Below are 18703 nucleotides of genomic sequence, written 5' to 3'. Positions count from 1 at the left end.
ACCTGGCAGACCTTGCGGAGGCAGCATGCGGCAGTACAGATACTGGAAGGCCATGGCCTGGGAGCGCTTTGATACGCGCACCCTGCTGTCGCTCTTCATGGCGGTCCTGCTGGCGGGACTGTGGAGCATCACCCTGCTGCAATTGCAGCGCGCGCACGACGCCGCCATCACCGATGCCGGGCGCGAGGCGCGCAGCATGGCGCGCGTCTTCGACGAACACGCGATCCGCACGATCGAGGCGGCGGACCAGGCGGTCACCTACCTGCGCGGCCGCTACCAGGCGCTGGGCAACCGCCTCGACATCGTGGCGGACCTGCAGCAAGGCCTCAATCCCGGCCCCCTGTATAACCTGTTTACCATCGTCGACGAACGGGGCGACACGGTACTGTCGAGCCGCCCCTTCAAACCGACCAACCTGGCCGACCGCGAACACATCCGGGTACACATGCAGCGCGACAGCGGCGAACTGTATATCAGCAAGCCGGTGCTGGGGCGCGTGTCGAAAAAATGGTCGATCCAGATGACGCGCCGCATCAACCATGCCGATGGCCGCTTCAAGGGCGTGGTGGTGGTCTCGATGGACCCGTATTACTTTACCCGCCTGTACGACGAAGTCGACCTGGGCGACAACAGCTCCATCACGCTCGTCGGCAGTGACGGCGTGGTGCGCGCGCGCCGGGTCGGCGCCGTCAACACCATCGGCCAGGATGTCGACGGCAGCAAGGTATTTTCCTTGATACAAGGTAACACGCGCGGCAGCTTCACCGAGCGCAGTCCCGTCGACGGCACCCTGCGCATTTACGCCTTCGAAAAACTGGCCAACTATCCGCTCTACATGCTGGTCGGACTGGACCGCAATACGGTATTGGCCGACTACGTCTCGCGCCGCAACCAGGCCTTGCTGATGGCCGCCGTCACGAGCGTGCTGATCGTGCTGTCGTGGGCGGCGCTGGTGCTGCTGATCGGCCGCCTGGTCGACAGCCGCGCCAGGGCCATCGCCGCCAGCGAGGCCAAGTCGCGCTTCCTGTCGAACATGTCGCATGAATTGCGCACGCCCCTCAATGGCATCCTCGGTTTCTCCGAGCTGCTGCTGGAGCAGCTGCGCGAGCCGGAACAGGCCGCCTACGCGCAAACGATCCAGGACAGCGGCCGCCAGTTGCTGGCCATGGTGGAGGCGGCGATGGAACTGAGCGCGCTCGAAAACCACCAGGTGAGGCTGGAGTCTGCCGCTGCGCCGCTGGACCAGCTGCTGGCGCTGGCGCTGGCGCCGCACCGGCAGCGCGCGGCGCACAAGGGCCTGCTGCTGGCCGCGCACGTCGCGCCGGCAACGCCGCTGAGCATCGATTGCGACCGCGTGCGTCTGGTGCGCGTACTCGATATCCTGCTCGACAATGCCATCCGCTACACGTCCGCAGGGCGGGTCGATGTCCACGTCATGGCGAGTGGCGCGGAGCTGCAGATCGAGGTGCGCGATACGGGCATCGGCATCGCGCAAGCGCAGCAAGCCGACATCTTCGACAAATTCTCGCAGGCGGACGACTCGCCGAGCCGCGCCCATGGCGGCGCCGGCATGGGCCTGGCCATCGCGCGCCAGCTCGTCACCTTGATGGGCGGCAGCATCGGCGTGGCATCCGCGCCGGGCCACGGCGCCGCCTTCCGCCTGCGGCTGCCGCTGGGCGGCACGGCCCGCGCGACGGCGGCGGACGGCAAATTGACCACACTTTCGCATGCATAGTCGTACGTAAAAGTTGTCCTGCGTGCCTATCGGGTATAGCATCGCCCCATGAGCTATCACACAGATGCGGCGGCGGTACGCAGACAATGGATCGAATGGCTGTTATTACTCCTCGGCTTGCTCCTCGTGGCTGCCGCCTTCGCCTACGCGCATCTGGCGGAAGCCGCGCGGCACGACGCGGCCGAGCGTGAACGCTTGAGCGTGCTGACGGCGCTGCTGGCAAAAAATATCGAAGTCGACCTGGCAGCGACCAACCTGGTGCTCGACGGCGTGATCCGCGACTATCTTGGCAATGGCGCCGCGACGGGTTCCGCGCAAGCCCTGCCGCGGCGGCTGGCCGCGCTGGTCGACGCCATGCCGGGCGTGCGCACCATGCTGGTCATCGATGCGAAGGGCAAGCCGATCGCCACCAACGTCCCGGAACTGGCCGAGCAGGATTTTTCGCGCCGCAGCTACTTCCAGACGGCGCGCGACGCCCCCGATGCGCGCATGCTGTACATCTCGGCGCCCTTCCTGTCCTACAAGGGCGACCTGGTCATCACGGCGTCGCGCATGGTGCAGGACCAGCAGGGCCGCTTTGCCGGCGTGGTGGTGGCCACCCTCGACCCCGAATACTTCACGGCCAAGTTCCGCACCGCCATGTATGCCCCCGACGTCTGGGCCGTCGTCGTGCATGGCGACGGGCGGCAATTCCTGAACTATCCGCTCAGGAGCGCCAATGGCGGCAATGTGGACCTGCCCGGCAGCTTCCTGCGGCGCTTTCGCGACAGCGGCTATCAGGCTGGCGTCCTGAGCGGCGTCGGGATTGCCGGCGCCGCCGCCCCCCGCGTCATGACCATGGCGACCATCGCCCCCCTCGCGCTGCACATGGACCGTCCCCTCATCATTGGACTGAGCCGCGAAGAAGCGGCCATCGCCGCCCCGCTGCGGCGTCAGGCGACGGGCTACATCCTCTGCTTTGCCATCCTGGCGCTGGCCGGGGCCAGCCTGCTGCTCTGGAGCCAGCGGCGGCGGCGGCAGCAGGCCGCCTGGCAGGCGGAACAGGAAACGGAGCGCCAGGCCATGCAAGCCGTGTCCGACAGCGAAACGCGCTTTCGCACCCTGATCGAAGATGCGCCCGTGGCCATCGCCATCCTGCGCCACGGCCGCTTCATCTACTCGAATCCGCGCTACCGCAGGCTGCATGGCTACTCGTTCGAAGACGATCTGAACGGTCTGCCCTGGTCCGCCATGATTGCCGCGCAATCGCAGGCGGCACTGGCCACCAACGAAGCGCTGATAGAGGCGGACTCGCCCAGCGAACAGGTGTTCGAAGCCATCTGTATGGGCATTCCCGTGCCTGTCTTCAAGACCACCACGCGCGTGATGCTCAAGGATGGACCGGCCACCTTGATCTTTGCGCAGGATATTTCCGCGCAAAAGCAGGCCGAAGAGGCCATGCTGCTGGCGCGCGATGCGGCCGAGGCGGCCAACCGCAGCAAGGCGGAATTCCTCGCCAACATGAGCCATGAAATCCGCTCGCCGCTGAACGCCATCCTCGGCATGGCATGGCTGCTGGAACGGGGCAAGCTGGACGGGGAAGGACTTGAAATGACGCGCAAGATCCGCGCCGCCGGCCAGTCCTTGCTGGGCATCATCAACGACGTGCTCGACGTGTCGAAAATCGAGGCTGGCCACATGAGCATCGAACAGGCGCCGTTCCGCCTGGCCGAGGTGATCGAGAAGATCGCCGCCAGCATGGGCGTGGCCGCGCATGACAAGCCGATTGCCGTGCGGATCGGACCGCTGCCCGATGGCGTGGACCAGGTGCTGGGCGACGCGCTGCGGCTGGAACAGGTGCTGGTCAACCTGACCAGCAATGCCATCAAATTCACGGCGCAGGGTACGGTCGAGCTGTCGAGCGCACTGGAAAGCCGCGACGGCGACGCCGCGATGCTGCGTTTCAGCGTGCGCGACACGGGCATCGGCATCGCGCCCGAGGTGCAGGAAACGATCTTTTCCGCCTTTGCCCAGGCCGACACGTCCACCACGCGCCGCTTCGGCGGCACGGGCCTGGGCCTGACCATCTGCCGCCAGCTGGTGCGCCTGATGGGCGGTTCGCTGCACCTGAAAAGCGGGCTGGGCCAGGGCAGCGAGTTCAGCTTCACGCTGCCGCTGCGACTGCTGCCCGCCAGCAACCTGTCCTCGCCGGACATGCGAGCCTTGCATGCCTTGCTGGCCGATGCCAACGCCGACGCGCGCGAGGCCGTTGCCGCCGTGGCGCGGGGCCTGGGCTGGCGCGTGCATGCCGTCTCCGACGGGCGGGCGGCCCTCGACTATGCGCTGGCCTGCGCCGAAGACGCGCGGCCCGGCGTCGTCCTGCTGGCCGCGCGCATGCCGGAGCTGGACGGCGAGGCGACGGCCCGCGCGCTGCGCGAATACCTGCCGCCACAAGACTGCCCCGTCGTCATCCTGGCAGCGGGCGGCGTGCCGGCCACGCGGCCGGCACGCCGCCATACCGACGATACCGATCCGGCCGACGCCATCCTCAACGAACCGGTGACCGCTTCCAGCCTGTACAACGCGACGATGGAAGCGCGCCAGCAGCGCGCCCGGGCCGCCGGCCTGGACGCCAGCCTGGGTACGCCGGAAGAACGCGTACTCGCCGGCGTGCGCGTGCTGGTGGTCGATGACAGCGAAATCAACCGCGATGTGGTCAAGCATATCCTGTGCGACCAGGGGGCAGTGCCATCGTTCGCCTGCGATGGCAGGCAGGCGCTGGACTGGCTGCTGGCCCACCCCGCCGATGTCGACATCGTGCTGATGGATGTGCAGATGCCTGTCATGGATGGCTTGCAGGCGACGCGCGCCTTGCGCCAGCTGCCGCAGTTTCAGGACTTGCCCGTGGTGGCGCTGACGGCCGGGGCGTTCCAGACACAGCGCACGGCGGCGCTGGAAGCGGGCGTGAACCATTTCATCAGCAAGCCGTTCGACGTGCCGCAGACCATCGCCCTGATCGCGCGCGCGCATCGGCGCCATGCGCAAGGTCTGCCAGCCCTGCCGCCGGTCGTGACCGAAGCGACGATGCGCGTGCCGCCGTGCGGCGCGGCAGCCGTGATCGACCTGCAGCAAGGCATGGCGCAGTGGCTCGATGAAGCGCCCTACCGCCAGCATCTGTCGCGTTTTGGCAGCAACTATCGCAATACGGTGGGCGCCATGCGCGCGCTGCTGGCCGCCGATGCGCGCGACGATGCCGCCGCGCTGGCGCACAAGCTGGCGGGCGAGGCGGGCAGCCTGGCCCTGCCCGCCACCGTGCAAGCCGCGCAACAAGCGGAACAGCTGCTGCATGCCGGCGACGATGCGTCGGCCGCGCTCGACACGCTGGAACAGGCGCTGGCGCGCGCCATCGAGGCCGCCGCCGCATTCACGGCACAGACGCCGCCCGGCCAGCCAGCCATGCCAATGACAAAATGATCACTATGAAAACTCGGGGGGATGCCATGATCTGGTGCAGGGATTTGCTGCTGAGGGCCTTGATGCTGGGCATGCTGCTCTTCGTCGTGGGCGAATCGCTGTCCTACTGGACGCCGGAGATCAGAAAACTGCTGGCCTGGCGCCCTTTCTGACAGCTTAGCCTTCGCGCCCATCCACCCTGACACGCCACAGATAGGGTGCATACACGCACGCATACAAGCCAAAGGCCAGCGACCAGCACGCGCCGGCAGCGAGCAGCAGCGGCATGGCCAGCCCTGCGGGACCGACGGCGGCCAGCAGGCGCGCCAGCGCGCCCAGCTGGATCAGCCAGTACATCGCCGCTTCCGCCCGGCCTCCCTTCAACGGACGGCCCGTGTGGCCCAGGGTGGTGCGCGTCATCATGCCGATGATCAATCCCGCCATCGAGCCCACCGTCAGCGCGTGAAATGCGGCGCTGGCCGGCAGCAGCCCCATACTGGCGGCCGCCAGCAGCGCAAAACCGACGCCTATCCACGCATACGACAGGTGCAAGATCCACAGCAAGGGCACGCGCAAGGTGCGCTGCGGCTGCCAGGCCAGCAGATTGGCCAGCGACACGCCGCTTGCCACGAGGGCCAGCGGCGCCGTCAGCCAGGCTGGCGCGCCTGCCAGCCACGCGATGGCGGCGGCCGCCATGCAGGCCACGGCGATCAAGGCCCGCTGCGGGCTGGCCACGGGCGTGCTGCCTGGCGCACCATTGCGGGTAAACATGGGAATGACGCGCGCGCCGATCACCGATTCGATCAGCACGATGATGAAGATGGCCGCCTGCACGGGCACGAATAGCGATAACGTCAGCCAGCCCAGCACGGCCGCGTGGAACAGGCCATTGGCCAGCGCCAGCAAGGCCAGCAAAGCGACCAGGAACAGGTTGCGCGTGTTGCCGGAACGGCGCAGCACCTGGTACAGGGGCCAGGCGGCCAGCGGCAGGAACAGCCACTCGACCAGCGCCGGCACCAGCCCGGGACCGCACAGCATGGCGATGCGCCCCGCCAGCCACAGCGCCGCCAGCGCCATCAGCGGCGCACCATGCGGCGTGGGCAAGCCAGTCCAGTTGCGCCCCGCCGTATACAAAAACCCCACGACGACGGCCAGCGCGAAGCCGAACACCATTTCATGCATATGCCAGCCCAGCCCCACCTGCAGGCCGCCCGTCAGCAAGCCGGCATAACTGGCCAGCCACCAGGGAATGCTGATGGCCGCAAACACGGCCGCCAGCAGGTAAAACGGGCGAAAGCCCAGCTGCCAGACGGCATGGCGGGCATGCCAGGGAGCGGCGCCGGCTGTCGTGGAAGGTGGAGAAGGTTCGCTGATCGGGGTAATGGCCATGATGGGCTCGCTTTTAAAGATATATTCAATATACTACTTTAAAAGCGCAAGGACAACCATCGGCAAAAAGGACTAGAGAGAGATAACAGCCATGCGGTCTGACCCGGCGGGTCAGACCGCGACTACTCGGCTACTTGCCTTGCCGGTGCTCGACCGCATACACGGCCGCCTGCACGCGGCTGGTGAGGTTGAGTTTTTTCAGCACGTTCTGTACGTGGATCTTGACCGTGCTTTCGGCCAGGTCGAGGGTGCGCGCGATGCCCTTGTTGCTCTCGCCGCGCGACAGGCAGTCGATGATTTCCTTTTCGCGCGGCGTGAGCTTGTCGAGTTCCGACACGGGTTCCTCGCGCCGCGTGCCCGCCTGCAGCTGCGCCACCAGCTTGCCCGTCATGGCTTCGGCGATGACGACTTCGCCGGCGGCCGCGCGGCGGATGGCGCGCACCAGGTAGTCGGCGTCGATATTCTTGATCAGGTAACCGCAGGCGCCCGCGCGCAGGGCCGTCGCCAGATCCTCCGCGTCTTCCGACACGGTCAGCATGACGATGGCCGTGTCGGGACAGTCGTGCTGCATCAGCTGCAGCGCTTCCACGCCCGACATGCCGGCCATGTTCAGGTCCAGCAGCACCACGTCGGGCTGCAGCTGGATGGCGCGCTTGATGCCTTCGACGCCATCGGCCGCCTCGCCCACCACGGAAAAATCGGTATGCCGCTGCAGCAGCGAGCGTATGCCGCTGCGGAACAGCGCGTGGTCGTCCACCAGCATGACGGTGATCGGTTTATCGGGAGTCTCCATTTTTTTGTACTTTCAGATAGTGGCTTAGGCGGCGCGGCGCTGTTCGCGCGACAGGTGCAGTTCGACGGTCGTGCCGCCACCGGGACAGGCGTGCACGTCGAACGTGGCGTCGATGCGCTGTGCCCGCTCGCGCATGATATGGATGCCGACATGGCTGTCGCCCTTTTCCAGCGCGGCGACAGCATCGAAGCCGACGCCATTATCGCTGATCGTCAAGGTAAAGTCCTGGTGATCGGCGAGGCGCACCTCGACGTGGCTTGCCTGGGCGTGCTTGCGGATGTTCGACAGCGCTTCCTGCACGATGAATAGTAACTGCAATTGCTGCTCGCGGGGGAATGGCGCGCCGTCGACATCGGCCAGCAGCTCGGCCTCGATGCCCGTCTGGCGGCGGAATTTGTCGATTGCCGCGCGCAGGGAGCCGATCAGGTCGTCCTCCATCAGGCGGCTGCGGAAGTTGGCCAGCAGTTCGCGCACGTCCTCGTAGCTTTCCTTCACGCCCGCATGCAGGGCCGGCACGATGCCCGCCACTTCATCGAACCGCGCATTGCGCACGGAGTCGTCGAGCATCTGCACCTGCAGGTTGAGGAAATTGAGGCTTTGCGCGATGCTGTCGTGCAGGCCCTGCGCCACCAGGTTGCGCTCCTCGGAAATGGCCATCTCGCGCTCGCGCGCGGCCAGGCGCAGGTTTTCCAGCGCGATGCCCAGCAGCTGGCCCAGGGTTTCCAGCAGCGCCAGCTCGCGCGCGGAAAACACGCGCGCATGGCGGAAGTGCAGGTTGAAAAAGCCCAGGTGCTGTTCGTGCGCATGGATATGGAAGACGGAGACGGTGGCAAAGCCCTCGCGGTGGCAGCGCAGCTCGTGCGCCTTGTCGATGCGGCGCATGTCGTGCACCTTCGCCACCTTCATCTCGACGGCCGTGCCGCACAGGCAGTCGCCCACTTTCAGGCAGTGTTCCGACGCCACCAGTTCCTCGGACAGACCCGTATGCACCACCATGTGCAGATTGCCCCGCTCCGCATCGAGCACGCGCACGGTGGAGCCGTCCGCCTCGAAATAGTCGACGATGCGCTGCATGAAGCCGCCGCAGATGTCTTCCAGGGGCTGCGGGCGCTGCAGGAAAGCGGCGCTTTCGTACAGCAGCGCCAGTTCGCGGTTGCGGTACTCGAGCGTGGCCGTCTTGCTGCGCACGCCCTCTTCCAGATTGCCGTACAGGGCCTGCAGGCGGTCGGCCATCTGGTTGAAGCCACTGGCCAGCTGGCCGAATTCATCATTGCTTTCGACGGCCAGGCGCACGCTGAAATCGCGCTCCTTCATGCGCTGCATGCCCAGGCGCAGCCGCGTCACCGGTTCGATGATGAGCATGAACATCAGGTAAATCATGCTGACCGTGCCGATGACGGCCATGCCGACCAGGATCAGTTGCGAGGCGCGCAGCCAGAAGGTGCGCTGCTCGCTATCGTGCTCGATCAGGCGCACCAGCTGGTCCACCTGGCCGACGAAGGTGTCGGCGTCATGCCCGAACTGGCGCGCCCGCGCGGGCGTATCGGCGGCCAGTGCGGCCGGACGCAAGGCGCCGCGCCAGGCGGCGCCGATGCGCTCGAATTCCGACTTGATGGCAGTGCTGGGGGGCAGGAACAAGGGGCGCTGCGGGTCGCCGTGGCCGATCTTGGCCAGGGTCTCGTCGATCAGCAGCACCTGCTGGCGCGCCTGCTCGCCGGCGTCGCTGGCAATCAAGAGGGTCAGGCGGTAGGTCTGCATGCGCAATCGCCCCGTCTCGTTGATGGCGGCCGAACTGCCTTCGAGCTGCCACGACAGGAACAGGGTGCAGCCGATGGCGCTCAGGGCCAGCACCAGCATGAGCAGCAGCGCGCCGACGATCTTGGTCGACAGCTTCTGCCAGGAGGAAAACATCGCCTTGAATTTCATACCGCCCTTGAATGTAAATGCAAACTGCCTCAGCCGCCCGTCTGCGCCATGAACCTGATGATTTTATCGGGCTGCGTATTGAAATCATGCTGCTGCGGCTTGAGTTCGATGGCGGCGCGGATCGCCGCTTCAATTTCCGCATCGGTGGCCCCGCCGCGCAGCATGGGGCCAAGGGCGAATTTCTCTTCCTGCCCCAGGCACAGATACAGGGTACCATCGACGGACAGGCGCACGCGGTTGCAGGTGGCGCAAAAATGTTGCGACATGGGCGTGATGAAGCCGATGCTCGAGCGGCCATCGGCTGTCGCCATATAGCGTGCCGGCCCGCCACCGAGTTCTTGCGCCTGCGGCACCAGGCCAAAGCGGGCCGCCAGGCGCTCGCGCACGGGGCCCAGCGGCATGTAGCTGGCGTTGCGGCCAGTACTGCCCATCGGCATGGCTTCGATCAGGCGCAGGATGAACTGCTGCTCGATACAGAAAGCCGCCATGGCCTCGATCTGGCCGTCATTGACGCCGCGCATGGCCACCATATTGATCTTGATCGGGTCGAAACCGGCCGCCTTGCCCGCCATCAGGCCGTCCAGAATAGGCTGCAGGCTGTCGCGTCCCGTGATCTGCTGCATGCAGGCGCGGTCCAGCGAGTCCAGGCTGACGTTGATGCGGTCCACGCCCGCCGCGCGCAAGGCCACGGCGTGCTTGCCCAACTGGGTGGCATTCGTCGACAGCGACAGGTCCTGCAAACCGGGCAGCGCGGACAGCCGCTGCGCCAGCTCGGGCAGGTTGCGCCGCAACAGCGGCTCGCCGCCCGTCAGGCGCACGCGGCGCGTGCCGAGGCGCACGAAGATGCCCAGCAGGCGCTCGATCTCGTCGAACGTCAGCCAGCCCTTCGGCTCCTCGAAGCCGCGAAAGCCCTTGGGCATGCAATAACTGCAGCGCAAATCGCAGCGGTCGGTGACGGACAGCCGCACATAATCGATCGAACGGCCAAAACGGTCCTGCAACTTGACGCTACCCATGACGCTACTCCTGATTCTTCCGTGATTGTAAAGGCTGGGGCACGATCTGGCTGTGCCCCAGAAGGCCTAGCGGCCTACGCCTTCCGGTCTATTGCACCAATGGACTGGCTGTGCCTTCGCCGCTGGCACCTTCCAGTTCGATGCCGGCGATCTCGGCGCGCCCCACCAGCAAGTGCAGATACTGGTGCACGGCGCGCTGCCACGCGGCGCGCGCCAGGCGGTCGGCGATCTGCGCCTGTACCGCCTCGTAGGCGATGGCCTGGCCTTCGACCCGGCGCAGCACTTGCACGATGTGGTAGCCGAAGCGCGTTTCGAGCAAGTGGCCTGCCAGCGCGCCCGCCTCCAGGCGGAACAGCAGCGCGTCGAATTCCGGCACGCTCTGGCCCGGCGACAGCTGGCCCAGGTTGCCGCCCAGCGCGCCCGAGGGGCAGTTCGAATACTGCGCCGCCAGTTCGGCGAAGCGTTCCGGCGCCAGTTTAAGGGCGTCGAGCACGGCTTGCGCCGTCGTGCGCAGCAGCTCCAGCGGCGCCTCCGGCGTCACCTGGAACAGGATGTGGCGCGCCTCGACCAGCGCCCCGCTGCGAAACAGCTGCGGGCGCTGCGCATAAAAGGTGCGGCACGCCGCATCGTCGGCGGGCGGCACGCGCACTTCCTGTGCGAACAACGCTTCGACCAGGGCATCGTCGCTCTCTGCCTGCAAGCCCAGGCGCCGAGCCTCGTCCAGCAGCAGACGGCGCAGCACCAGTTCATGCACGGCCTGCTTCAACGGATTGCCCGCCTGCTGGTGGTGCGGCAGTTCCTGCGCGATGTCGGCATCGTCGATATCGATGCCATTGACGGAAATTCCCATGATGATTCTCCTTTCAATGACCGCCTTAGCGGCGGCGCACCAGTTGATAGGCGCGGCCCAAATAGGCAACTGCGCCAAAGCCGCTCCACACGTGCACCAGGCGGGTGAACGGGAAGATGACGAACAGCGACATGCCCATGAACAGATGCAGCTTGAACACCAGCGGCGCATCGACGATGAAGCTGGCGGCGTCGCCGCGGAAGGTGACGATGTGCTGCGCCCAGTTCATCAGCAAGACCATCATGTGGCCATCCATGTGCGAAGCCGAGACAAAGATCGACGACAGGCCCAGCAGCAAGGTCAGCAAAATCCACAGCATCACCAGCTTGTCGCCAGCCGTGGTGACGGCGCGCAGCCGGTCATTGGAAAAGCGGCGCACCAGCAGGATCAGCAGGCCGGCAAGGCACAGGCCGCCCATGATGCCGCCAGCGGCCATGGCCACGCCCTGTTTCAGGCTGTGCGTCACGCCCAGCGTATCCCACACCCAGACGGGCGTGAGCAAGCCGGCCGCATGGCCGAACAGCAGGCCGATGATGCCGATGTGGAACAGGATATTGCCCAGGCGCAGGCTGCCGCGGTGCAACAGCTGGCTGGAATCGGACTTCCACGTGTATTGCTCGCGGTCGAAACGGATCAGGCTGCCGAGGAAAAAGATCGCCAGCGCGATGTATGGATAAATGCCATACACAAATTGATGCAAGTAATTACTCATGATGTACTCTCCTCATGCGGGCGCAGGCGGCCCATTAAGCGGCGCGCCGCGGCTGCGGGTGAAAATGCACGGGATGGACGCCGCCCGGGGCCTGGCCCAAACCTGGGCGCAGCAAGGGCTCGACGCCATCCGCACCGGGACCGAAGGTTTCCAGCGCTTCATCCATGTCGCGGATCGGCGGCTCGGCCAGCATTTCAGCCGCCACCGGGCTCAGGCGTTCGAGCACCGTGAAGACGGGCGCATACGGACTGCCATTGGCCGTCAGCTTGCGGCCGATATGCGCCAGTACATGGACGGCGTCGCCCAGCAGCGGCGCCGATGCTTGCTCGTCAAGCTGCGCCAAAAATTCCAGGAACAGCGGCACGAAGTCGGGCAAATCGTCGCCCGTCATCTGCAAGCCATGGCGCTTGTATTCCTCCATCAGGTCAACCATGGCCTGACCCCGGTCGCGCGATTCGCCGTGGATATGCTCGAACAGGTGCAGCGAGTGCGACGGATTGCGGTCGAACGTGGCCACGTACTGCTGCTGCAGGTCGATCAGGCTGCTGCTTTCCAGGTGCGCCAGCAAGGGCCGCAACAGCGCGTGCTGTTCCGGCACGGCCGCCAGCGCGGCATCGAGCTCGGGCAGATGCGCGATCAGCTCGGGCTCGGGATACAGCAGCAGCCGCGAGAGGATTTGATACTGATTCATAGCGTGTGTCATCTCAGCTCCTTAAGCGCCAGGCGCCGTTTTGCGCGACTTCGGCATCTGCATGAAGATGGCCGAACCGTGTTTTTTCTTGCCGAACAAGGTCGGTTCGCTGGTGCCGTCCGAGCAGCCGTTGCCGAAGCTGAAGCCGCACGAACCCTTCTCGTTGAAGCTGTCCTCGGCCATTTCCTTGTGGCTGCTGGGGATGACGAAGCGGTCTTCGTAATTGGCAATCGCCATGATGTGGTACATGTCCTCCACCTGCGCCTGGGTCAATCCCACTTGCTTCAATACGGTCAGGTTCTCCACCTTCTCGACCGTTTTGCTGCGCATATAGGCACGCATGGCCAGCATGCGGTCCAGCGCCGTGACGATGGGCGGCTGGTCGCCGGCCGTCAGCAAATTGGCCAGGTACTGCACGGGAATGCGCAGGCTTTGCGTGTCCGGCAGCATGCCGTTCACACCCAGCTTGCCCGATTCGGCGGCCGCCTGGATCGGCGACAGCGGCGGCACGTACCACACCATCGGCAAGGTGCGGTATTCGGGATGCAGCGGGAACGCCACTTTCCACTCGACGGCCATCTTGTAGACGGGCGACTTGACGGCCGCTTCCAGCCACAGGTCCGGGATGCCCTGGCGGCGCGCCTCGGCGATGATGGCCGGGTCGTGCGGATCGAGGAACAGATCGAGCTGCGCCTGGTACAGGTCCTGCTCTTGCGGCACGGAGGCCGCTGCCTCGATCTTGTCGGCGTCATACAGCAGCACACCCAGGTAGCGGATGCGGCCCACGCACGTTTCCGAGCACACGGTAGGCTGGCCAGCCTCGATGCGCGGGAAGCAGAAGGTGCACTTCTCGGCCTTGCCGGACGACCAGTTGTAGTAAATCTTCTTGTATGGGCAACCGGAGATGCACATGCGCCAGCCGCGGCACTTGTCCTGGTCGATCAGCACGATGCCGTCGTCTTCGCGCTTGTACACGGAGCCGGACGGGCACGACGCCACGCACGTCGGATTGAGGCAATGCTCGCACAGGCGCGGCAGATACATCATGAAGGTGTTTTCGAAGGTGCCGTACATCTCCTTCTGCATGTTATCGAACAGCTTATCTTTGCTGCGCTGGGCAAATTCGCCGCCCAGGTCATCTTCCCAGTTCGGACCCCACTCGATTTTTTCCATCTTTTTCCCCGTCAGCACGGAGATCGGACGGGCCGTCGGCGGCGTCTGCGACAGCGGCGCGCTTTGCAGGTGCTCGTAGTCGTAGGTGAACGGCTCGTAGTACTCGTCAATCGCGGGCAGGTTCGGGTTGGCGAAGATGTTCGCCAGGATTTTCAAACGGCTGCCCTGGCGCGGCTCGATCTTGCCGGCGTCCGTGCGGCGCCAGCCGCCGTTCCACTTGTCCTGGTTTTCCCACTGCTTCGGATAGCCGATGCCCGGTTTGGTTTCCACGTTATTGAACCATGCGTACTCAACGCCGTCGCGGCTGGTCCATACGTTCTTGCAGGTGACGGAACAGGTGTGGCAGCCGATGCACTTGTCCAGGTTCAGCACCATGCCGATTTGCGCTCTGATTTTCATACTATGCTCCTTCTTCCTGCAACGGGCCTTCGAGCCAGTCAACCTTGTTCATTTTGCGCACCAATACGAATTCATCGCGGTTGGAGCCCACCGTGCCGTAGTAATTGAAGCCGTACGCCAGCTGGGCGTAGCCGCCGATCATGTGCGTCGGCTTGGGCACGGCGCGCGTCACCGAGTTATGGATGCCGCCCCGCTTGCCCGTCATCTCCGCGCCAGGCACGTTGATGATCTTTTCCTGTGCGTGGTACATCATCGTCATGCCGGCCGGGATGCGCTGGCTGACGACGGCGCGCGCCGTCAGGCTGCCGTTCACGTTGAACACTTCGATCCAGTCGTTGTCGACGATGCCGGCCGTCTTCGCGTCGGTCTCCGACAGCCACACGTGCGGTCCGCCGCGCGACAGGGTCAGCATGCGCAGGTTGTCCGAATAGGTCGAGTGGATGCCCCACTTCTGGTGCGGCGTCAGGAAGTTCAGCGCCAGTTCCTTGTTGCCGTTCGGCCTGGTACCCAGCAGCGCTTCCGTCGTCTTGGTGTTGATGGCCGGCTTGTACACGCACAGGCCTTCGCCGAAATCGCGCATCCACAGGTGATCCTGGTAAAACTGCTGGCGGCCCGTCAGGGTGCGCCAAGGGATCATTTCATGCACATTCGTATAGCCGGCCGTGTAGCTGACTTCTTCGCTTTCCAGACCCGACCAGGTGGGCGAGGAAATGATCTTGCGCGGCTGCGCCTGCACGTCGCGGAAGCGGATGCTGTCATGCTCGCGCGGCTTGGCCAGATGCGTGTGCTCGCGTCCCGTGATGGACGACAGCGCGGCCCAGGCCTTGACGGCCACGTGGCCATTCGTTTCCGGCGCCAGCGTCAGGATCATCTCCGCCGCGTCGATGGCCGTGTCCAGGCGCGGCTGGCCCTTCGACACGCCTTCATCGAGCACCGTGCGGTTGATGCCGCGCAGGATCTCGACTTCATGGCCCGTTTTCCAGGAAATGCCCTTGCCGCCATTGCCGATGCTTTCCAGCAGCGGCCCGATCGAGGTGAACTTCTTGTACACGTCGCGGTAATTGCGCTCGACCACCGTCATGTTCGGCATGGTCTTGCCTGGAATGGCGTCGCATTCGCCGGCGCGCCAGTCCTTCGGATCGAAAGGCTGACCCAGTTCACCGGGCGTATCGTGCATCAGCGGCGTCAGGATGATGTCTTGCTGGGTGCCCAGCAGTTCGCCGCCGATTTCCGAGAATTTTTCGGCCAGTCCCTTGTAGATTTCCCAGTCCGACTTCGATTGCCACAGTGGCTGCACGGCTTCGGACAGCGGGTGGATGAACGGGTGCATGTCCGATGTATTCAAATCGTCTTTTTCATACCAGGTGGCCGTCGGCAGCACCACGTCGCCATACAGGCAGGTGGTCGACATGCGGAAGTCCAGCACCACCAGCAGATCGAGCTTGCCTTCGGCGGCCGGACGCACTTTCACCTGTTTCGGCGTGATGCAGTCGTCTTCGTCGCTGAGCAAGCCATTCTGCGTGCCCAGCAGGTATTTCAGGAAGTACTCATGGCCCTTGCCGGAGCTGCCCAGGATGTTCGAGCGCCAAACAAACATATTGCGCGGGAAGTTGGCCGGATTGTCCGGGTCATCGCACGAAAACTGCAGCTGGCCCGCCTTGATCTGGTCGAGCGCATACGCGGCCGGCGCCTGCCCCGCCGCCTTGGCGGCCTTGGCCACTTCCAGCGGATTGGTTTGCAGCTGCGGCGCCGATGGCAGCCAGCCCATGCGTTCAGCCTTGGCGTTGTAGTCGAGCAGGGTCAGGTCGCCCGTGCCGCCGGCCGCCGATGGCGAGGCGATGTCGCCCGTTTCCAGCTTTTCGTGGCGCCATTGGCTGGTGTGCGCATAGAAGAACGAGGTGCCGTTCATCTGGCGCATCGGGCGTACCCAGTCCTGGGCGAAGGCCAAAGGCGTCCAGCCCGTTTGCGGACGCAGTTTTTCCTGGCCCACGTAATGGGCCCAGCCGCCGCCGGACTGGCCGATACAGCCGCACATCATCAGCATGTTGATGATGCCGCGATAGGTCATGTCCATGTGGTACCAGTGATTCAGGCCGGCGCCCACGATGACCATGCTCTTGCCGCGCGTCTGGTCCGCGTTTTGCGCAAACTGGCGCGCCACGGTGATGACGTCGGCGCGCTTCACGCCCGTGTGCTTTTCCTGCCACGCCGGCGTGTACGGCACGTCGTCGTCATAGCTTTCCGCCACGTTTTCACCGCCGAGGCCACGGTCGATGCCGTAGTTGGCCAGGGTCAGGTCGAACACGGTGGTGACGAGAGCCGTCGTGCCGTCGGCCAGGCGGATGGTTTTCACCGGCACCTTGCGCAGCAGCATGTCGGACGCATCCTTGCCGCCGAAGTAGGCGAAACCCACTTCCGTGACGGCGTCGCTGTCGTTGATCATCGAGAGCATCGGCACGATGGGCACGCCGCTGCCGCCGGCCTTCTGTTCCAGGTTCCACTTGCCCGACTCACCCCAGCGGAAGCCGATCGAGCCGGCCGGCGCGGTAATCGCACCCGTGGTTTCGTCGATGACCAGGGTTTTCCATTCCGGATTGTTCGTTTCGTCGAGGTTGTTGTCCAGGTGCGAAGCGCGCAGGAAGTAATCGGGCACCAGGGTGCCGTTATGCTCCTTGAGCAGCACCAGCATGGGGAAGTCCGTGTACTGGCGCGCATATTCGCGGAAGTAGTCGGACTGGCCTTCCGAGTGGAATTCCTTGAGGATGACGTGGCCCATGGCCAGCGCCAGCGCGGCGTCCGTGCCCTGCTTGGGCGCCAGCCAGATGTCGCCGAACTTCACCATTTCGCCGTAGTCGGGCGAGATGGCCACGGTTTTCGTGCCCTTGTAGCGCACTTCCGTGTAGAAGTGGGCGTCCGGCGTGCGCGTCATCGGCACGTTCGAGCCCCACACCATCAGATAGGTCGAGTTATACCAGTCGGCCGATTCCGGCACGTCCGTCTGTTCGCCCCACACTTGCGGGCTGGCGGGCGGCAAGTCGCAGTACCAGTCATAGAAACTCAGGGCCACGCCGCCGATCAGGGACAGATAACGCGTGCCGGAGGCATAGCTGACCATGGACATGGCGGGAATCGGCGAGAAGCCGACGATGCGGTCCGGGCCGTATTTCTTGATCGTCAGCGCATTCGCGGCGGCGATGATTTCATTCGATTCGTCCCACGTGGCGCGCACGAAGCCGCCCAGGCCACGGATGGATTTGTATTGCTGCGAGCGCACGGGGTCCTGGCTGATCCAGTCCCAGGCGGTAACGGGGTCCATGGTCTTGCGTGCTTCGCGCCACATTTCCATCAGGCGGCCGCGCACCATCGGGTATTTCACGCGCTGGGCCGAATACACATACCAGGAATAGCTGGCGCCGCGCGGGCAGCCGCGCGGCTCGTGGTTGGGCAGGTCGGGCCGCGTGCGCGGGTAATCGGTTTGCTGGGTTTCCCAGGTGATCAGGCCATTCTTGACATACACCTTCCAGCTGCAAGAGCCGGTGCAGTTCACGCCATGCGTGGAGCGCACGATCTTGTCGTGCTGCCAGCGCTGGCGATAGGCGTTTTCCCAGGTGCGGTCTTCATCGACCACGGTGCCATGGCCGTTCGAGAACGGCTCGGCGGGCTTGCTAAAAAATTTAAGACGGTCCAGAAAGTGACTCATGCTACCTCCACATTGCGCCGCAGGAGCGGCGCCAGGTCATAAAAACGCTGCAAGCAGGATGGCTCAAGCGTCGATACAAACAGTCTAGCGAGGCGGGCGCGGCGGCGGTATTGGCAAGAAGTCGGTTTCGCGCACCAGGAATGCATAGATGCGTAGTCACCCGGATAGTCACTATTGCCTATGGGCGCCGCGAGCGTGCTGCGGTATACCTGTCGTCATCGTTCAACACACAGAAAGAGCACCATGTCGATTACCGATTACGCCAGCCTGCTGCGCAGCGCCCGCGACCAGGAACAGCCGCAACGCCTGCTGTTCACCTTTACCCAGGCGCAGGCCCAGCCAGGCGGCCAGGGCAAGTCCCTCACGCCCGTGATGTGCGCCGACAAGCTGCCCGATGAACTGGGCAGCTTCGAGACATTGATGGAGGAGTCGAAACAGATGCAGACGCACTGGGACGTGGTCTTCGTGGCGGGACTGGCGGGCCAGGACGGCCAGCCGCCCGCCGCGCAGGAATGCGAAGCGCCCCTGCGCGCCATGGTGACGGCCATCGAGCAAGGCCGCATCGACGGCCTGCTGGCGTTTGACCGCAGCGGGGATTTATTGCGTTTTAGCTGAGCGGACTTGTCGGATTACGCCCTACGGGCTAATCCGACCTTGTATTATTCCCTTCATGCCGTTCGCGATATTGCGAACGGTATCGACCGCTGTCAAAATCTTGGTAGGCATATCAAGACCGGGTAACTGGATGCCGTATCCGCCCTTAGGCTTCGAGCCAGTTTCGTAGATCTCGCACCAGTTACCCATCCTCCATGTCAAGATCGGACAGTATCTTTGGCACCGGCATGCCGGTTAGCCCGCATTCACAAGGTAGATCGCAAGAGGACCAC

At 64.7% G+C, this 18703-nt stretch carries 13 protein-coding genes; 4 read left to right on the top strand and 9 right to left on the bottom strand.

Annotation, left to right across the window (positions count from 1 at the left end; translation table 11 throughout):
- Positions 1–25 precede the first annotated feature (25 nt).
- From ACP7DW_RS03690 to ACP7DW_RS03680, 3 genes are read left to right on the top strand one after another with little or no spacing between them, the layout of a single operon-like run.
- Positions 26–1735, top strand: coding sequence for an ATP-binding protein (locus tag ACP7DW_RS03690; RefSeq protein WP_426053937.1), 1710 nt, complete (start codon positions 26–28; stop codon positions 1733–1735).
- 48 nt (positions 1736–1783) lie between these two features.
- Complete coding sequence (locus tag ACP7DW_RS03685) at positions 1784–5188, top strand: response regulator (protein WP_426053936.1); 3405 nt, start codon at positions 1784–1786, stop codon at positions 5186–5188.
- Positions 5189–5214: 26 nt separating this feature from the next.
- A complete protein-coding gene (locus tag ACP7DW_RS03680; RefSeq protein ID WP_426085189.1) occupies positions 5215–5340 on the top strand; it encodes a hypothetical protein in 126 nt (41 codons plus the stop codon).
- 4 nt (positions 5341–5344) lie between these two features.
- Here ACP7DW_RS03680 and ACP7DW_RS03675 read toward each other — a convergent pair whose 3' ends face one another.
- From ACP7DW_RS03675 to ACP7DW_RS03635, 9 genes are all read right to left on the bottom strand, one after another.
- A complete protein-coding gene (locus ACP7DW_RS03675; protein ID WP_426053934.1) occupies positions 5345–6556 on the bottom strand; it encodes an NnrS family protein in 1212 nt (403 codons plus the stop codon).
- A gap of 130 nt (positions 6557–6686) precedes the next feature.
- Positions 6687–7349 carry a response regulator gene (locus tag ACP7DW_RS03670; protein ID WP_034781594.1) on the bottom strand — a complete coding sequence of 221 codons (663 nt, stop codon included), beginning with the start codon at positions 7347–7349 and terminating at the stop codon, positions 6687–6689.
- A 24-nt stretch (positions 7350–7373) separates the two neighbouring features.
- Complete coding sequence (locus tag ACP7DW_RS03665; RefSeq protein ID WP_426053933.1) at positions 7374–9260, bottom strand: type IV pili methyl-accepting chemotaxis transducer N-terminal domain-containing protein; 1887 nt, start codon at positions 9258–9260, stop codon at positions 7374–7376.
- A gap of 44 nt (positions 9261–9304) precedes the next feature.
- Positions 9305–10291, bottom strand: coding sequence for a GTP 3',8-cyclase MoaA (moaA, locus tag ACP7DW_RS03660; RefSeq protein ID WP_426053932.1), 987 nt, complete (start codon positions 10289–10291; stop codon positions 9305–9307).
- Positions 10292–10379: 88 nt separating this feature from the next.
- Complete coding sequence (locus ACP7DW_RS03655) at positions 10380–11141, bottom strand: peptidylprolyl isomerase (protein WP_426053931.1); 762 nt, start codon at positions 11139–11141, stop codon at positions 10380–10382.
- A gap of 25 nt (positions 11142–11166) precedes the next feature.
- The gene (gene narI / locus ACP7DW_RS03650) at positions 11167–11853 is read right to left on the bottom strand and encodes a respiratory nitrate reductase subunit gamma (RefSeq protein ID WP_096235238.1); all 687 of its coding nucleotides are present in this window, start codon (positions 11851–11853) and stop codon (positions 11167–11169) included.
- Between the two features lie 34 nt (positions 11854–11887).
- Positions 11888–12556 carry a nitrate reductase molybdenum cofactor assembly chaperone gene (gene narJ / locus ACP7DW_RS03645; RefSeq protein WP_426053930.1) on the bottom strand — a complete coding sequence of 223 codons (669 nt, stop codon included), beginning with the start codon at positions 12554–12556 and terminating at the stop codon, positions 11888–11890.
- Between the two features lie 9 nt (positions 12557–12565).
- On the bottom strand, positions 12566–14116 hold the full coding sequence (narH, locus tag ACP7DW_RS03640) for a nitrate reductase subunit beta (protein WP_426053929.1): 1551 nt from the start codon (positions 14114–14116) through the stop codon (positions 12566–12568).
- 1 nt (position 14117) lies between these two features.
- Positions 14118–17816: a nitrate reductase subunit alpha gene (locus tag ACP7DW_RS03635; RefSeq protein WP_426053928.1), complete on the bottom strand. Its 3699-nt coding sequence runs from the start codon at positions 17814–17816 to the stop codon at positions 14118–14120.
- 243 nt (positions 17817–18059) lie between these two features.
- Between ACP7DW_RS03635 and ACP7DW_RS03630 the strand changes: the two genes are divergently transcribed.
- The gene (locus ACP7DW_RS03630; protein WP_071077550.1) at positions 18060–18431 is read left to right on the top strand and encodes a ribonucleotide reductase subunit alpha; all 372 of its coding nucleotides are present in this window, start codon (positions 18060–18062) and stop codon (positions 18429–18431) included.
- Positions 18432–18703: the final 272 nt, after the last annotated feature.

The organism is Janthinobacterium sp. PSRC1-1, from assembly GCF_049897525.1.
Classification (GTDB): domain Bacteria; phylum Pseudomonadota; class Gammaproteobacteria; order Burkholderiales; family Burkholderiaceae_D; genus Janthinobacterium; species Janthinobacterium tructae.
The sequence above is the reverse complement of the archived record's forward strand: the minus strand, read 5'-3'. Positions and strand labels throughout refer to the sequence as shown.

Excerpts from the sequence above, each read along its gene's own strand:
- ACP7DW_RS03680 (WP_426085189.1), top strand. The coding sequence starts at position 5,215 with ATGATCTGGTGCAGGGATTTGCTGCTGAGGGCCTTGATGCTGGGCATG.
- ACP7DW_RS03690 (WP_426053937.1), top strand. The coding sequence starts at position 26 with ATGCGGCAGTACAGATACTGGAAGGCCATGGCCTGGGAGCGCTTTGAT.
- moaA (WP_426053932.1), bottom strand. The coding sequence starts at position 10,291 with ATGGGTAGCGTCAAGTTGCAGGACCGTTTTGGCCGTTCGATCGATTAT.
- narH (WP_426053929.1), bottom strand. The coding sequence starts at position 14,116 with ATGAAAATCAGAGCGCAAATCGGCATGGTGCTGAACCTGGACAAGTGC.
- ACP7DW_RS03675 (WP_426053934.1), bottom strand. The coding sequence starts at position 6,556 with ATGGCCATTACCCCGATCAGCGAACCTTCTCCACCTTCCACGACAGCC.
- narJ (WP_426053930.1), bottom strand. The coding sequence starts at position 12,556 with ATGACACACGCTATGAATCAGTATCAAATCCTCTCGCGGCTGCTGCTG.
- narI (WP_096235238.1), bottom strand. The coding sequence starts at position 11,853 with ATGAGTAATTACTTGCATCAATTTGTGTATGGCATTTATCCATACATC.
- ACP7DW_RS03665 (WP_426053933.1), bottom strand. The coding sequence starts at position 9,260 with ATGTTTTCCTCCTGGCAGAAGCTGTCGACCAAGATCGTCGGCGCGCTG.
- ACP7DW_RS03655 (WP_426053931.1), bottom strand. The coding sequence starts at position 11,141 with ATGGGAATTTCCGTCAATGGCATCGATATCGACGATGCCGACATCGCG.
- ACP7DW_RS03630 (WP_071077550.1), top strand. The coding sequence starts at position 18,060 with ATGTCGATTACCGATTACGCCAGCCTGCTGCGCAGCGCCCGCGACCAG.
- ACP7DW_RS03685 (WP_426053936.1), top strand. The coding sequence starts at position 1,784 with ATGAGCTATCACACAGATGCGGCGGCGGTACGCAGACAATGGATCGAA.
- ACP7DW_RS03670 (WP_034781594.1), bottom strand. The coding sequence starts at position 7,349 with ATGGAGACTCCCGATAAACCGATCACCGTCATGCTGGTGGACGACCAC.
- ACP7DW_RS03635 (WP_426053928.1), bottom strand. The coding sequence starts at position 17,816 with ATGAGTCACTTTCTGGACCGTCTTAAATTTTTTAGCAAGCCCGCCGAG.